Annotated in this window: 16 protein-coding genes; 15 read left to right on the top strand and 1 reads right to left on the bottom strand. The window is 52.6% G+C overall.

The window, feature by feature from the left end; translation table 11 throughout:
* Window positions 1-2 precede the first annotated feature (2 nt).
* Entirely contained in the window at window positions 3-797 is a 795-nt protein-coding gene (map, locus tag ACOT1A_RS22355) for a type I methionyl aminopeptidase (RefSeq protein WP_022647104.1), read from the bottom strand.
* 321 nt (window positions 798-1,118) lie between these two features.
* On the opposite strand from map, the gene rpsB reads away from it, so the two are divergent.
* The 15 genes from rpsB to rnhB all read left to right on the top strand — a co-directional run bounded on the left by rpsB (window position 1,119) and on the right by rnhB (window position 16,072).
* Window positions 1,119-1,844 (top strand): 30S ribosomal protein S2, encoded by a 726-nt coding sequence (gene rpsB, locus ACOT1A_RS22350; protein ID WP_022647105.1) that lies wholly within the window; start codon window positions 1,119-1,121, stop codon window positions 1,842-1,844.
* A gap of 117 nt (window positions 1,845-1,961) precedes the next feature.
* The gene (gene tsf, locus ACOT1A_RS22345; protein WP_015572722.1) at window positions 1,962-2,813 is read left to right on the top strand and encodes a translation elongation factor Ts; all 852 of its coding nucleotides are present in this window, start codon (window positions 1,962-1,964) and stop codon (window positions 2,811-2,813) included.
* A gap of 149 nt (window positions 2,814-2,962) precedes the next feature.
* A complete protein-coding gene (gene pyrH, locus ACOT1A_RS22340; RefSeq protein WP_008501910.1) occupies window positions 2,963-3,688 on the top strand; it encodes a UMP kinase in 726 nt (241 codons plus the stop codon).
* A gap of 167 nt (window positions 3,689-3,855) precedes the next feature.
* On the top strand, window positions 3,856-4,413 hold the full coding sequence (gene frr, locus ACOT1A_RS22335) for a ribosome recycling factor (protein WP_003856180.1): 558 nt from the start codon (window positions 3,856-3,858) through the stop codon (window positions 4,411-4,413).
* Between the two features lie 92 nt (window positions 4,414-4,505).
* The gene (ispC, locus tag ACOT1A_RS22330) at window positions 4,506-5,705 is read left to right on the top strand and encodes a 1-deoxy-D-xylulose-5-phosphate reductoisomerase (protein WP_276170386.1); all 1,200 of its coding nucleotides are present in this window, start codon (window positions 4,506-4,508) and stop codon (window positions 5,703-5,705) included.
* Between the two features lie 185 nt (window positions 5,706-5,890).
* Window positions 5,891-6,649, top strand: a complete 759-nt coding sequence (ispU, locus tag ACOT1A_RS22325) for a (2E,6E)-farnesyl-diphosphate-specific ditrans,polycis-undecaprenyl-diphosphate synthase (RefSeq protein WP_003856176.1) — start codon at window positions 5,891-5,893, stop codon at window positions 6,647-6,649.
* A gap of 12 nt (window positions 6,650-6,661) precedes the next feature.
* Entirely contained in the window at window positions 6,662-7,519 is an 858-nt protein-coding gene (cdsA, locus tag ACOT1A_RS22320) for a phosphatidate cytidylyltransferase (RefSeq protein WP_105323025.1), read from the top strand.
* An 11-nt stretch (window positions 7,520-7,530) separates the two neighbouring features.
* Window positions 7,531-8,883: a sigma E protease regulator RseP gene (rseP, locus tag ACOT1A_RS22315; RefSeq protein ID WP_022647108.1), complete on the top strand. Its 1,353-nt coding sequence runs from the start codon at window positions 7,531-7,533 to the stop codon at window positions 8,881-8,883.
* Between the two features lie 31 nt (window positions 8,884-8,914).
* Window positions 8,915-11,332, top strand: a complete 2,418-nt coding sequence (bamA, locus tag ACOT1A_RS22310) for an outer membrane protein assembly factor BamA (protein WP_022647109.1) — start codon at window positions 8,915-8,917, stop codon at window positions 11,330-11,332.
* Window positions 11,333-11,455: 123 nt separating this feature from the next.
* Window positions 11,456-11,950: a molecular chaperone Skp gene (gene skp / locus ACOT1A_RS22305; RefSeq protein WP_006810039.1), complete on the top strand. Its 495-nt coding sequence runs from the start codon at window positions 11,456-11,458 to the stop codon at window positions 11,948-11,950.
* Between the two features lie 3 nt (window positions 11,951-11,953).
* Window positions 11,954-12,979, top strand: coding sequence for a UDP-3-O-(3-hydroxymyristoyl)glucosamine N-acyltransferase (gene lpxD, locus ACOT1A_RS22300; protein ID WP_022647110.1), 1,026 nt, complete (start codon window positions 11,954-11,956; stop codon window positions 12,977-12,979).
* A gap of 104 nt (window positions 12,980-13,083) precedes the next feature.
* A complete protein-coding gene (gene fabZ, locus ACOT1A_RS22295) occupies window positions 13,084-13,539 on the top strand; it encodes a 3-hydroxyacyl-ACP dehydratase FabZ (RefSeq protein WP_003856165.1) in 456 nt (151 codons plus the stop codon).
* Between the two features lie 3 nt (window positions 13,540-13,542).
* Complete coding sequence (lpxA, locus tag ACOT1A_RS22290) at window positions 13,543-14,331, top strand: acyl-ACP--UDP-N-acetylglucosamine O-acyltransferase (protein ID WP_003856164.1); 789 nt, start codon at window positions 13,543-13,545, stop codon at window positions 14,329-14,331.
* Window positions 14,331-15,479, top strand: coding sequence for a lipid-A-disaccharide synthase (lpxB, locus tag ACOT1A_RS22285; RefSeq protein ID WP_023305467.1), 1,149 nt, complete (start codon window positions 14,331-14,333; stop codon window positions 15,477-15,479). Before lpxA ends, lpxB begins: the two co-directional genes overlap by 1 nt.
* Window positions 15,476-16,072, top strand: a complete 597-nt coding sequence (gene rnhB, locus ACOT1A_RS22280) for a ribonuclease HII (protein ID WP_023305468.1) — start codon at window positions 15,476-15,478, stop codon at window positions 16,070-16,072. Before lpxB ends, rnhB begins: the two co-directional genes overlap by 4 nt.
* Window positions 16,073-16,092 lie beyond the last annotated feature (20 nt).

Below are 16,092 nucleotides of genomic sequence, written 5' to 3'. Positions count from 1 at the left end.
TATCACTCAATGTTCGTCAGTATCGCCGGGATGGTGTCATCCTTGCGCAACGTCATAATTTCGCAGCCGTTGTCTGTAACCACAATAGTATGCTCGTACTGGGCAGACAAGCTTCTGTCTTTGGTTTTTACCGTCCAGCCATCTTTCATGGTACGGATGCGGTAATCGCCCGCGTTGACCATTGGCTCAATAGTGAAGGTCATGCCCTTTTGCAGCACTACGCCACCGTCGTCTGCATCATAGTGCAGAACTTGCGGTTCTTCATGGAACACACGACCAATACCGTGACCGCAATATTCACGCACCACGGAGAAACCTTCCGCTTCCACAAACTTCTGGATTGCGGCGCCGATGGTGCGCAGGCGGATGCCTGGCTTCACCATTTTCAGCGCCAGGTAGAGGCTGTCCTGGGTGACTTTACACAGGCGCTCGCCCAGAATCGTTGGCTTGCCAACGATGAACATCTTAGAGGTGTCACCGTGGTAGTCATCTTTAATGACGGTCACGTCGATGTTGACGATATCGCCATCTTTCAGCAGCTTCTCGTCATCCGGAATGCCGTGGCAAACCACTTCATTAATAGAGATGCAGACGGATTTTGGAAAACCGTGATAGCCAAGGCAGGCGGAGACCGCGTGCTGCTCGTTGACGATATAGTCGTTACAGATGCGATCCAGTTCGCCGGTGCTGACGCCCGGTTTCACAAACGGTTCGATCATTTCCAGCACGTCAGCGGCCAGACGACCGGCGACGCGCATCTTTTCAATTTCTTCAGGTGTCTTAATAGAGATAGCCATGTAATCTGTCCATCGGTGTCGATTTTTTCGACAATACTAGTGTAAGTGTTGTCAATGGTATCAGTCAGGCGCACCCCGTGCCAAATTGAGAATCATTAACAGCACACTCCGCCAACAATTATTGGTTTCTGGCCGTGTTTTGTGATATAAAGCGCGCCGGACTTCCGATCCATCTCAGATACACAGGCTGGACGGGAGCGACAAATCTCACTTTGTGTAACAACACACACGTATCGGCACATATTCCGGGGTGCCCTTCGGGGTCGGTAATATGGGATACGTGGAGGCATAACCCCAACTTTCAATATAGAGGTTTTAAACATGGCAACTGTTTCCATGCGCGACATGCTCAAGGCTGGTGTTCACTTCGGTCACCAGACCCGTTACTGGAACCCGAAAATGAAGCCTTTCATCTTCGGCGCACGTAACAAAGTTCACATCATCAACCTTGAGAAGACTGTACCAATGTTCAACGAAGCCCTGGCTGAGCTGAGCAAGATCTCTTCCCGTAAAGGTAAGATTCTGTTCGTTGGTACTAAGCGCGCTGCAAGCGAAGCTGTGAAAGATGCTGCTAACAGCTGCGACCAGTTCTTCGTGAACCATCGCTGGTTGGGCGGCATGCTGACCAACTGGAAAACTGTTCGTCAGTCCATCAAGCGCCTGAAAGATCTGGAAACCCAGTCTCAGGACGGTACTTTCGATAAGCTGACTAAGAAAGAAGCGCTGATGCGCACTCGTGAACTGGACAAGCTGGAAAACAGCCTGGGCGGTATCAAAGATATGGGCGGCCTGCCAGACGCGCTGTTCGTAATCGATGCAGACCACGAGCACATCGCAATCAAAGAAGCTAACAACCTGGGTATCCCGGTATTCGCTATCGTTGATACCAACTCCGATCCGGACGGTGTTGACTTCGTTATCCCGGGTAACGACGACGCAATCCGTGCTGTTAGCCTGTACCTGAGCGCTGTAGCTGCTACCGTTCGTGAAGGCCGTTCCCAGGATCTGGCTTCTCAGGCGGAAGAAAGCTTCGTAGAAGCTGAATAATAAGGTTTTACCCCTTATTAGTACCGTGTATGAATAGGGGCCCATTATCGGCCCCTTTTTTCAATTTATACTGTTTGGCTCCCGGCCGGGCAGTTCACATCTCCCGAGGATTTAAGAATGGCTGAAATTACCGCATCCCTGGTAAAAGAGCTGCGTGAGCGTACTGGCGCAGGCATGATGGATTGCAAGAAAGCGCTGACCGAAGCGAACGGCGACATCGAGCTGGCAATCGAAAACATGCGTAAATCCGGTGCGATCAAAGCAGCTAAGAAAGCAGGCAACGTTGCTGCTGACGGCGTGATCATCACCAAAATCGACGGCAACTACGGCATCATTCTGGAAGTTAACTGCCAGACTGACTTCGTTGCTAAAGATGCTGGTTTCCAGGCATTTGCTAACAAAGTTCTGGACGCAGCGGTTGCAGGCAAAATCACTGACGTTGAAGTGCTGAAAGCACAGTTCGAAGAAGAGCGTGTTGCGCTGGTTGCTAAAATCGGTGAGAACATCAACATCCGTCGCGTTTCTTCCCTGGAAGGCGATGTTCTGGGCTCTTACCAGCACGGCGCGCGTATCGGTGTTCTGGTTGCGGCTAAAGGCGCTGACGAAGAGCTGGTTAAACAGCTGGCAATGCACATCGCTGCAAGCAAACCAGAATTCGTTAAGCCAGAAGACGTGTCTGCTGAAGTGGTAGAGAAAGAGTACCAGGTTCAGCTGGACATCGCGATGCAGTCTGGTAAGCCAAAAGAAATCGCAGAGAAAATGGTTGAAGGCCGCATGAAGAAATTCACCGGCGAAGTTTCTCTGACTGGCCAGCCTTTCGTAATGGATCCAAGCAAGTCTGTTGCTCAGCTGCTGAAAGAGCACAACGCTGACGTGACTGGCTTCATCCGCTTCGAAGTGGGCGAAGGCATCGAGAAAGTTGAGACTGACTTCGCAGCAGAAGTTGCTGCCATGTCCAAGCAGTCTTAATGATTGAAAAGGAGCCGCCTGAGGGCGGCTTCTTTTTGTCACCCGTCTCACGAAATCAGACAGGCTCCAGTATCGCTGTGCTGATTTGCGACATATCATGTCGCCAGAATTAACCCCATCTTAATCGTTGACAGTCTCAGGAAAGAAACATGGCTACCAATGCAAAACCCGTGTACAAACGCATTCTGCTTAAGCTGAGTGGCGAAGCGCTGCAAGGATCGGAAGGCTTCGGTATTGACGCAAGCATCCTTGATCGCATGGCACAGGAAATCAAAGAACTGGTCGAACTGGGTATTCAGGTTGGCGTGGTCATTGGCGGTGGCAACCTTTTCCGTGGTGCTGGTCTGGCGAAAGCGGGGATGAACCGCGTAGTGGGCGACCACATGGGGATGCTGGCAACCGTGATGAATGGCCTGGCGATGCGTGATGCGCTTCATCGCGCCTATGTGAACGCTCGCCTGATGTCCGCTATTCCTTTGAATGGCGTATGCGATAACTACAGCTGGGCAGAGGCTATCAGCCTGCTGCGCAACAACCGCGTGGTGATCCTCTCCGCCGGTACGGGTAACCCGTTCTTTACCACCGATTCCGCAGCCTGCCTGCGCGGTATCGAAATCGAAGCCGATGTGGTGCTGAAAGCGACCAAAGTAGATGGCGTGTTTACTGCCGACCCGGCAAAAGATCCTTCAGCGACCATGTACGATCAGCTGAGCTACAGCGAAGTGCTGGATAAAGAGCTGAAAGTGATGGATCTTGCCGCCTTCACGCTTGCTCGCGACCATAAACTGCCGATCCGTGTTTTCAACATGAACAAGCCTGGCGCGCTGCGTCGCGTCGTGATGGGCGAAAAAGAAGGCACTTTGATCACGGAATAATTTCCGTCGGCGATAAATACAGGTAAGATTCCGCTTTACTTTGTAGTGGTATCTTACCTGGACGCGCCTTTGGCGCTGTCATGAATTAAACGCGACTATACTTAGCACACCTGTAGCGCTGTGCTGGCGGATAGTCTGCCTGAGACAAGTTTTCAAGGATTCGTATCGTGATTAACGACATCAGAAAAGATGCTGAAGTACGCATGGACAAATGCGTAGAAGCGTTCAAAAACCAAATCAGCAAAATCCGTACTGGCCGTGCTTCCCCAAGCCTGCTGGATGGCATCATCGTAGAATACTACGGTACGCCTACGCCACTGCGTCAGCTGGCGAGCGTGACGGTAGAAGATACCCGTACCCTGAAAATCAACGTGTTCGATCGCTCAATGAGCCCGGCCGTTGAAAAAGCGATCATGGCATCTGACCTGGGCCTGAACCCAAGCTCAGCGGGCGCGGATATTCGTGTTCCACTGCCTCCGCTGACGGAAGAGCGTCGTAAAGATTTGATCAAAGTCGTTCGCGGTGAAGCAGAGCAGGGTCGCGTTTCCGTGCGTAACGTGCGTCGCGATGCGAACGATAAAGTGAAAGCCCTGCTGAAAGAAAAAGAGATCAGCGAAGACGACGATCGTCGCTCTCAGGACGACATTCAGAAAATGACCGACGCGGCGATCAAGAAAATTGATGCGGCGCTGGCAGAAAAAGAAGCGGAACTGATGCAGTTCTGATTTTCGCTATACACTGATAAACGCCGTTCAGAAGGACATTGAGTCTTGCTGGCGGCGTTTTGCTTTTATCTGGTCTAACTTTTGGGCATCTCATGAAGCATCTCACTCTCCTCGGCTCGACCGGCTCTATCGGTTGCAGCACTCTCGACGTCGTACGTCATAATCCCGACAGCTACACCGTGGCCGCACTTGTGGCCGGAAAAAACGTGCAGCGAATGGTCGAACAGTGCATGGAGTTTACCCCTCGTTTTGCGGTGATGGATGATGAAGAGAGCGCCCGCCAGGTGAAAGCGCTGTTGCAGGAGAAGGGCTGTCGTACCGAAGTGCTCAGCGGGCAACAGGCGGCTTGCGATATGGCCTCGCTTGATGAAGTTAATCAGGTAATGGCGGCAATCGTCGGGGCGGCGGGTCTTCTGCCGACGCTTGCCGCTATTGATGCGGGAAAAGATGTTCTGCTTGCAAATAAAGAGTCGCTGGTCACCTGCGGACGCCTTTTTATGGAGGCGGTAAAACAGCGTGGGGCGCGTCTTTTGCCGGTCGATAGTGAGCACAACGCGATTTTTCAGAGTTTACCCCAACCTTTTCAACAAAACCTGGGGTACGCTGACCTGGAGCAGAATGGCGTTGTGTCGATTCTGCTTACCGGGTCTGGTGGCCCGTTCCGTGAAACGCCACTGTCTGAATTGAGCGCAATGACGCCGGATCAGGCGTGTCGTCATCCGAATTGGTCAATGGGGCGTAAGATCTCCGTCGATTCGGCCACCATGATGAATAAAGGTCTGGAATACATTGAAGCTCGCTGGCTGTTCAATGCGTCGGCGAAACAGATGGAAGTGCTGATCCACCCGCAGTCGGTGATTCACTCGATGGTGCGCTATCAGGACGGCAGCGTGCTGGCCCAGTTGGGCGAGCCGGATATGCGTACGCCTATTGCTCATACGATGGCGTGGCCAAACCGCGTAAAATCGGGCGTTAAGCCTCTCGATTTTTGCAAGCTGAGTTCACTGACGTTTAGCGAGCCTGATTACGACCGTTATCCCTGCCTGAAACTGGCGATGACGGCCTTCGATCAGGGGCAGGCGGCGACAACGGCGCTTAATGCCGCCAATGAAGTGACCGTTGAAGCATTCCTGAATCAGCAGATCCGCTTTACTGATATCGCCGCGTTGAATTTATCCGTGCTGGAGATGATGGATTTGCGTGAGCCGCAGAGTGTGGAAGAGGTGCTGGCCGTGGATGAACAGGCACGTATTGTTGCGCGTAAACAGGTGACACGTCTCGCAAGCTGGTGATAAAGCAAGCACTAGTCGTCGTGCTATTTGTTAGCGTTGGGCTTCAGTGATATAGTCTGCGCCACCTGATCGCAGGTATTTGGCTTTAAGTGGTCAGGTAAGCCGTGGTATGACACGGCTTTTTTATGTATAGGCTTCAGTATTCCTGTGTACCGTTAAATCCTTTCAGGGACTAAAAACGCGTTATGTTGTCTGCGAATCAACCAATAAGCGAAAACTTGCCAGCACATGGCTGTCGCCATGTTGCAATCATCATGGATGGCAATGGCCGCTGGGCGAAAAGACAAGGGAAGATACGAGCCTTTGGGCATAAAGCCGGGGCGAAATCTGTTCGCCGCGCCGTTTCTTTTGCCGCCAATAACGGCATTGATGCGTTAACGCTCTATGCTTTTAGCAGTGAAAACTGGAATCGACCTGCGCAAGAAGTGACTGCGTTGATGGAACTGTTCGTGTGGGCGCTCGATAGTGAAGTAAAAAGCCTGCACCGCCACAACGTCCGCTTGCGTATTATTGGCGAAACCAGTCGTTTTAACTCACGTTTGCAGGAACGGATTCGCAAAGCTGAAGCGCTGACGGAAAATAATACCGGCCTGACGCTCAATATCGCGGCGAATTACGGTGGACGCTGGGATATTATCCAGGGGGTTCGGCATTTGGCTGAGCAGGTTCAGGAAGGGCTGTTAAGACCCGACCAGATAGATGAAGAGGCGCTGAGTCAGCAAATCTGCATGAATGAACTGGCTCCCGTGGATTTGGTTATAAGGACAGGGGGGGAGCATCGCATAAGTAACTTTTTGCTGTGGCAAATTGCCTACGCTGAACTTTACTTTACGGATGTTCTTTGGCCAGATTTTGATGAACAAGACTTTGAAGGTGCGCTGCATGCCTTTGCCAATCGAGAGCGTCGTTTCGGCGGCACCGAGCCTGGTGGCGATAACGCCTGATGGGGGTAGCTTTTGCTGAAGTATCGCCTGATTTCCGCTTTTGTATTAATACCCGTCGTTATCGCAGCGCTGTTTTTACTGCCTCCGGTGGGATTCGCTATTGTTACGCTGGTGGTGTGTATGCTCGCCGCGTGGGAATGGGGGCAGCTTAGCGGCTTTACCTCGCGCACTCAGCGGGTATGGCTGGCGGTACTCTGTGGTTTTTTACTGGCCCTGATGCTGTATACCTTGCCTGAATATCATCACGATGTTCACCAGCCGCTGGTTGCCGGATCCTTATGGATATCGCTGGCCTGGTGGATTGCTGCGCTTGTTTTAGTGCTTTTCTACCCGGGCTCTGCGGCGATCTGGCGTAACTCTAAAGTGTTGCGCCTTATTTTTGGTCTGCTCACGATTGTTCCGTTCTTCTGGGGTATGGTTGCGCTGCGCGCCTGGCACTATGACGAAAACCACTACAGCGGCGCAATATGGCTGCTTTATGTGATGATTCTCGTCTGGGGGGCTGACTCCGGAGCCTATATGTTTGGTAAACTGTTTGGCAAACATAAACTGGCGCCAAAGGTTTCTCCGGGCAAAACCTGGCAAGGTTTCATCGGCGGCCTGTTTACGGCAGCGATTATCTCCTGGAGCTATGGCGTCTGGGCGAATCTTGAGGTTGCCCCCTCCACGCTGCTGGTATGTTCGATTTTCGCGGCGCTGGCATCGGTACTGGGTGATTTAACCGAGAGCATGTTTAAGCGTGAAGCAGGGATTAAGGACAGTGGTCACCTGATTCCAGGACATGGCGGAATACTGGATCGCATTGACAGCCTTACCGCGGCTGTTCCCGTATTTGCTTGCCTGCTTTTACTGGTGTTTGGGACGATATAACGGAAGGTTTTATGCTGAGCATTCTCTGGAATCTGGCGGCGTTCATTGTTGCATTGGGTGTACTGATTACCGTGCATGAATTTGGCCATTTCTGGGTTGCCCGGCGCTGTGGTGTGCGGGTAGAGCGATTCTCGATTGGCTTTGGCAAATCGCTCTGGAAGCGCACCGATAAGCATGGCACCGAGTTTGTCATTGCTCTGATCCCCCTGGGCGGCTATGTCAAAATGCTCGACGAACGCGTTGAGCCTGTCGCCCCGGAACTTCGACATAGCGCGTTCAACAATAAAACTGTTGGCCAACGTGCTGCCATCATCGCTGCCGGACCGGTAGCCAATTTCATCTTCGCTATCTTCGCCTACTGGCTGGTGTTTATTATCGGCGTGCCTGGCGTACGCCCGGTTGTGGGTGAAATCACCACGGGTTCCATTGCGGCAACGGCGCAAATTACACCGGGAATGGAACTTAAAGCGATTGATGGTATCGAAACCCCTGATTGGGATGCCGTGAGGTTACAACTGGTTGCGAAAATCGGTGATGAGCAGACAACCGTCAGCGTATCGCCTTTTGGTTCCGACCAGCGGCAGGAAAAAGTGCTGGATTTACGCCACTGGCGCTTTGAGCCAGACAAAGAGGATCCAGTCGCTACACTGGGGATTCGCCCGCGCAGCGCGCAGATCGAGCCGGTGTTAGCCGAAGTACAGTCTAATTCGGCAGCGAGTAAAGCAGGTTTACAAGCGGGTGACAGGATCGTTAAAGTCGATGGTCAGCCATTAACACAATGGATGACCTTTGTTACTCTGGTGCGCGATAATCCAGGCAAGCCGCTCGCGCTGGAAGTGGAAAGGCAGGGGAGTTCGCTCTCACTGACCCTCACCCCGGATACCAAATCGGGCGGCGGTAAGGCGGAAGGGTTTGCCGGCGTTGTGCCGAAAGTGATCCCACTGCCAGATGAGTACAAGACAATACGCCAGTATGGGCCGTTTAGCGCCATCGTTGAGGCCACGGATAAAACATGGCAGCTGATGAAGCTTACGGTCAACATGTTGGGGAAATTGATAACCGGTGATGTGAAACTGAACAACCTCAGTGGGCCAATTTCGATTGCTCAGGGGGCTGGGATGTCAGCGGAGTTCGGGGTGATTTACTATCTCATGTTCCTTGCGCTGATTAGCGTGAACCTGGGGATAATCAACCTGTTCCCGCTTCCCGTATTAGATGGGGGCCATCTGCTGTTTTTAGCGATTGAAAAGCTAAAAGGCGGACCGGTATCCGAGCGAGTTCAAGACTTTAGTTATCGCATTGGCTCGATTTTGCTGGTGCTGTTAATGGGGCTTGCACTTTTCAATGATTTCTCTCGGTTGTAAGAGAGTTAGTTAGGAAGAACGCATAATAACGATGGCGATGAAAAAGTTGCTCATAGCGTCGCTGCTGTTTAGCAGCGCGACCGTATACGGTGCTGACGGGTTCGTAGTGAAAGATATTCATTTCGAAGGCCTTCAGCGTGTCGCCGTTGGTGCGGCCCTCCTCAGTATGCCTGTGCGCCCCGGCGATACGGTTAATGATGAAGATATCAGTAACACCATCCGTGCTCTGTTTGCCACTGGCAACTTTGAGGACGTCCGCGTCCTGCGCGATGGTGATACGCTGGTGGTTCAGGTAAAAGAACGTCCAACGATTGCCAGCATCACTTTCTCCGGCAACAAGTCGGTGAAAGATGACATGCTCAAGCAGAACCTTGAGGCATCGGGTGTTCGTGTGGGGGAATCTCTGGACCGCACAACCCTTGCAGACATTGAAAAAGGTCTGGAAGATTTCTATTACAGCGTCGGTAAATACAGCGCGAGCGTTAAAGCGGTTGTTACACCGCTGCCACGTAACCGTGTTGACCTGAAACTGGTCTTCCAGGAAGGTGTTTCTGCGAAGATCCAGCAGATCAACATCGTGGGTAACCACGCGTTCAGCACCGACGAATTGATCTCCAACTTCCAGCTGCGTGACGAAGTGCCGTGGTGGAACGTGGTAGGCGATCGTAAATACCAGAAACAGAAACTGGCGGGTGACCTTGAAACCCTGCGCAGCTACTATCTGGATCGCGGTTACGCCCGTTTCAACATCGATTCAACTCAGGTGAGTCTGACTCCGGACAAGAAAGGTATCTACATTACCGTTAACATCACAGAAGGCGATAAATACACGCTTTCAGGTGTTGAAGTCAGCGGCAACCTGGCAGGACATTCTGCTGAAATTGAATCTCTGACCAAAATCCAGCCGGGCGATCTGTATAGCGGATCTAAAGTCACCAAAATGGAAGACAGCATTAAGAAGCTGCTCGGCCGCTATGGTTATGCGTATCCGCGTGTGCAAACGCAGCCGGAAATTAACGACGCGGATAAGACTGTTAAGCTTCACGTTAACGTTGATGCGGGCAACCGTTTCTACGTGCGTAAAATCCGCTTCGAAGGTAACGATACCTCTAAAGACTCCGTTCTGCGCCGTGAAATGCGCCAGATGGAAGGGGCATGGCTGGGAAGCGATCTGGTCGACCAGGGTAAAGAGCGTCTGAACCGTCTGGGCTACTTCGAAACGGTCGATACCGATACTCAGCGTGTACCAGGTCGTCCGGATCAGGTGGATGTTGTTTATAAAGTTAAAGAACGTAATACCGGTAGTTTCAACTTCGGTATTGGTTACGGTACTGAAAGTGGCGTGAGCTTCCAGGTCGGCGTTCAGCAGGATAACTGGCTGGGTACGGGTTACTCTGTCGGTATCAACGGGACGAAAAACGACTACCAGACCTACTCTGAGTTCTCCGTTACCAACCCATACTTCACCGTGGACGGTGTAAGCCTGGGTGGTCGTATCTTCTATAACGACTTTAAAGCAGACGACGCGGACCTCTCCTCGTATACCAACAAGAGTTACGGTCTGGATGGTACGCTCGGCTTCCCGGTTAACGAATACAACACCCTGCGTGCAGGTTTAGGGTACGTGCATAACGACCTGTCTAACATGCAACCGCAGGTGGCGATGTGGCGTTACCTGGACTCCATCGGTCAGTCTGCAAGTACGTCCAGCGATGACAACGGTTTCGCCGCGGATGACTTCACCTTCAACTACGGTTGGACCTACAACCGTCTTGACCGTGGCTACTTCCCGACGGAAGGTTCACGCGTTAACCTGAACGGTAAGGTGACGATCCCGGGCTCGGATAACGAGTTCTACAAGGTCACGCTGGATACGGCGTCCTACTTCCCAATTGATGACGACCACAAGTGGGTCGTACTGGGTCGTACCCGCTGGGGCTATGGTGACGGTATCGGAAGCAAAGAGCTGCCGTTCTATGAGAACTTCTACGCCGGTGGTTCAAGCACCGTTCGTGGCTTCCAGTCCAATAACATTGGTCCGAAAGCGGTTTACTACGGCGGTAATGACGAAGATAACTGCGCAAGCCGCGATTCAAAACAAGTCTGTAGCTCTGATGATGCGGTAGGCGGTAACGCCATGGCCGTGGCGAGCCTCGAGTTCATCACGCCGACGCCGTTTATCAGTGATAAGTACGCGAACTCTGTCCGTACCTCCTTCTTTATGGATGCAGGTACGGTGTGGGATACCAACTGGGAGAATACCGCCCAGATGCGTGCAGCGGGCGTTCCGGACTACAGCGATCCGGGCAACATTCGCATGTCCGCAGGTATCGCATTACAATGGATGTCACCGCTGGGGCCGTTGGTCTTCTCCTACGCCCAGCCGTTCAAGAAATACGATGGAGACAAAGCGGAGCAGTTCCAGTTTAACATTGGTAAAACCTGGTAATAATCCGCTGCAATGGAATGCGTTGGCAGTGTAGCGCTGACAACCGGCGATCGGTAAAACGGTCGCCTTGCCACGCAAAGAACGGCACCCCTCGGGTGCCAATGGGATGGTAAGGAGTTAATTGTGAAAAAGTGGTTATTAGCTGCAGGTCTCGGTTTAGCGATGGCAACTTCTGCTCAGGCAGCGGACAAAATTGCAATCGTCAACATGGGTAATTTGTTCCAGCAGGTTGCACAGAAAACGGGCGTTTCTGCAACGCTGGAAAACGAATTCAAAGGCCGTGCGAGCGAACTGCAACGTATGGAAGGTGATCTTCAGTCCAAGATGCAGCGTTTACAGCGTGATGGTTCTACCATGAAAGCGAGCGAGCGCAGCAAACTGGAAAAAGACGTCATGTCTCAGCGCCAGACCTTCTCTCAGAAAGCGCAGGCTTTCGAGCAGGATCGTCAGCGTCGTTCTAACGAAGAGCGTGGCAAGCTGGTGACGCGTATTCAGTCTGCCGTTAAAGCAGTAGCAGCCGATCAGAGCATCGATCTGGTTGTTGATGCGAACGCCGTTGCATTCAACAGCAGCGATGTTAAAGACATCACCGCTGATGTTCTGAAACAGGTTAAATAAGTAATGCCTTCAATTCGACTGGCTGATTTAGCTCAGCAGTTGGATGCAGAATTACACGGTGATGGCGATATCGTCATCACCGCTGTTGCGTCCATGCAATCTGCTAAAGCAGGCACTATTACCTTCATGGTAAGCCCTAAGTACCGTGAACACCTGGCTCAGTGCCAGGCGTCTGCCGTTGTTCTGACGCAGGACGATCTTCCGTTTGCCACTAACGCTGCACTGGTAGTGAAAAATCCCTACCTGACCTATGCACGCATGGCCCAAATTCTTGATACCACGCCGCAGCCGGCGCAGAACATTGCAGCCAGCGCTGCGATTGATCCAACGGCTCAGCTGGGTAACAACGTGGCAGTCGGCGCAAACGCCGTTATCGAATCCGGCGTTGTGCTGGGTGATAACGTGGTGATTGGGCCAGGCTGCTTTGTTGGAAAAAATACGAAAATTGGCGCAGGGACTCGTCTGTGGGCCAATGTTTCTGTCTACCATGAGGTTGAGATTGGCGAGAATTGCCTCGTACAGTCCAGCACGGTGATTGGTTCTGACGGATTCGGTTACGCCAACGATCGGGGTAACTGGGTTAAGATCCCGCAGCTGGGTCGCGTGATTATCGGCGATCGCGTTGAGATCGGCGCTTGCACAACCATTGACCGTGGTGCACTTGACGACACCATTATTGGTAACGGTGTTATCATAGACAACCAGTGCCAGATTGCACATAACGTTGTGATTGGCGACAATACCGCAGTTGCGGGTGGTGTTATCATGGCAGGCAGCCTGAAAATAGGCCGTTACTGCATGATAGGCGGTGCCAGCGTGATCAATGGCCATATGGAAATATGCGACAAAGTCACGGTGACGGGGATGGGTATGGTGATGCGTCCCATCACTGAGCCCGGCGTTTATTCCTCCGGTATCCCGCTGCAACCGAACAAGGTATGGCGTAAAACAGCTGCACTGGTGATGAATATTGATGATATGAGCAAGCGACTCAAAGCGATTGAGCGCAAAATCGATCAACAAGACTAAGCGTTCATCCGTTTAACGCTAAATTTCCCGGCCTGTCGGCTTTGTTTATAAACCGGCAGGCCGTGTTATTATTGCTACTTAGTACATTTGACAGGAAGAGTATTTTGACTACTGACACTCATACTCTGCATATTGAAGAGATTTTAGAACTTCTGCCGCACCGCTACCCGTTTTTACTGGTAGACCGTGTGCTGGATTTTGAAGAAGGTCGTTTTCTGCGCGCAGTGAAAAATGTCTCCGTTAACGAGCCATTCTTCCAGGGGCACTTCCCTGGTAAACCTATCTTCCCGGGTGTGTTGATCCTGGAAGCGATGGCACAGGCTACCGGTATTCTGGCGTTTAAAAGCGTAGGTAAACTGGAGCCGGGTGAACTCTATTACTTCGCGGGTATCGATGAAGCGCGCTTCAAGCGTCCGGTCGTGCCTGGTGATCAAATGATCATGGAAGTCACTTTTGAAAAAACGCGTCGCGGCCTGACTCGCTTCAAAGGCGTAGCTATGGTTGACGGCAAAGTTGTTTGCGAAGCGACAATGATGTGTGCGCGTAGCCGGGAGGCCTGATACGTGATTGATAAATCCGCCTTTATTCATCCTACCGCCATTGTGGAAACGGGTGCCATCATTGGCGCAAACGTCCACATTGGCCCGTTTTGTATTGTTGGACCCCATGTCGAAATTGGTGAGGGTACAGTACTGAAATCTCACGTTGTCGTGAATGGTCATACCACCATTGGCTGCAACAATGAGATCTATCAGTTCGCCTCCATCGGCGAAGTTAACCAGGATCTTAAGTATGCTGGCGAACCGACCCGCGTGGAAATCGGCGATCGTAACCGCATTCGCGAAAGCGTCACCATTCATCGTGGTACAACGCAAGGCGGTGGATTGACGAAGGTGGGCAGCGACAACCTGTTTATGGTTAATGCGCATATTGCGCACGACTGTACCGTGGGTAGCCGCTGTATTCTCGCCAACAACGCAACGCTGGCGGGGCACGTATCGGTCGATGATTTCGCAATTATTGGCGGCATGACCGCAGTCCATCAGTTCTGCATCATCGGTGCACACGTGATGGTCGGCGGGTGCTCCGGTGTGGCGCAGGACGTCCCACCGTTTGTGATTGCGCAGGGCAACCATGCCACGCCGTTTGGCGTGAACATTGAAGGCCTTAAGCGTCGTGGCTTTAGCCGCGAAGCGATTACCGCGATCCGCAACGCGTACAAATTGCTGTACCGTAGCGGTAAAACGCTGGAAGAGGCGAAGCCGGAAATTGCCGAGCTGGCGAATAAGCACCCTGAAGTGAAAACGTTCATGGAATTCTTTGAACGTTCAACCCGTGGTCTGATTCGTTAATGGTCGACAGTCGTCCGCTTACTATCGCCCTGGTCGCCGGAGAAACCTCCGGCGATATTCTTGGTGCAGGTCTTATCCGCGCGCTTAAAGCCCGTGTACCCAATGCCCGCTTTGTGGGCGTGGCTGGGCCGCTGATGCAGGCCGAAGGCTGTGAAGCCTGGTATGAAATGGAAGAGCTGGCTGTGATGGGCATCGTCGAGGTGCTGGGCCGCCTGCGTCGCCTGCTGCATATTCGCGCCGATCTTACCCGCCGCTTTACCGACCTCAAGCCCGATGTCTTTGTCGGCATTGATGCACCTGATTTCAATATTACCCTTGAAGGGAACCTGAAAAAGCAGGGGATCAAAACTATCCATTACGTCAGCCCGTCCGTGTGGGCGTGGCGACAGAAACGCGTTTTCAAAATCGGACGGTCCACCAATCTGGTGCTGGCTTTTCTGCCTTTCGAAAAAGCGTTTTACGACAGGTTTAATGTCCCGTGCCGTTTTATCGGTCATACCATGGCGGATGCCATGCCGCTGGACCCTGATAAAAATGCGGCGCGTGACGAACTGGGCATCCCGCATGATGTGCACTGTCTGGCGCTGCTGCCAGGGAGCCGGGGTGCGGAAGTTGAAATGCTCAGTGCCGATTTCCTGAAAACGGCGCAAATTCTCCGCAAGACGTACCCAGACCTTGAAGTGGTCGTGCCGCTGGTGAATGCCAAACGCCGCGAGCAGTTTGAGCGTATCAAAGCCGAGGTTGCCCCGGATCTTCACGTCCGCCTGCTGGACGGGAAAGGGCGGCAAGCCATGTTTGCGAGCGATGCCGCACTGCTGGCTTCCGGCACGGCTGCGCTGGAGTGTATGCTGGCAAAATGCCCAATGGTGGTCGGTTATCGCATGAAACCGTTTACCTTCTGGCTGGCAAAACGTCTGGTAAAAACAGACTACGTATCCCTGCCAAACCTGCTTGCAGGTCGCGAGCTGGTGAAAGAACTCTTGCAGGATGAATGCCAGCCGCAGGCACTGGCTGATGCATTACTGCCGCTGCTGGCCAACGGTAAAACCAGCCACCAGATGCATGATACTTTCCGTGAACTGCATCAACTGATCCGCTGTAATGCTGATGAGCAGGCGGCCGATGCGGTGCTGGAGTTAGCACAATGATGGAATTTATTTATCCCCATACCCACCTCGTTGCCGGTGTGGATGAAGTCGGTCGTGGTCCGTTAGTGGGTGCCGTTGTGACCGCGGCGGTGATCCTCGATCCAGCCCGCCCGATCCCTGGCCTGAACGACTCGAAAAAACTGAGCGAAAAGCGCCGCCTGGCGCTGTTCGATGAAATTAAAGAGAAGGCGCTGGCCTGGAGTCTCGGGCGCGCAGAGCCGGATGAGATCGACGATCTGAACATTCTGCACGCCACCATGCTGGCGATGCAGCGTGCCGTTGCGGGCCTGAAGATTGTGCCTGAGTATGTGCTGATCGACGGTAACCGTTGCCCGACGCTGCCGATGCCTTCAATGGCTGTTGTTAAAGGCGATAGCCGCGTCGCAGAAATCAGTGCGGCGTCAATCATTGCCAAAGTGACGCGCGATGCCGAAATGGCCGCGCTGGACCTCACTTATCCCGCGTATGGTTTCGCCCAGCACAAGGGATATCCAACGGCTTTCCATCTGGAAAAGCTGGCTGAACATGGCGCAACTGAACATCATCGGCGCAGCTTTGGCCCGGTGAAACGCGCGCTGGGACTGGTGTCCTGAATCAAGACGCAAGCAATTAA

The sequence above is a fragment of the Enterobacter cloacae complex sp. SYL003 genome, assembly GCF_049236925.1.
Taxonomy (GTDB): Bacteria; Pseudomonadota; Gammaproteobacteria; order Enterobacterales; family Enterobacteriaceae; genus Enterobacter; species Enterobacter intestinihominis.
Note: the sequence above shows the minus strand (reverse complement) of the source record. Positions and strands in the feature narration are given on the sequence as shown.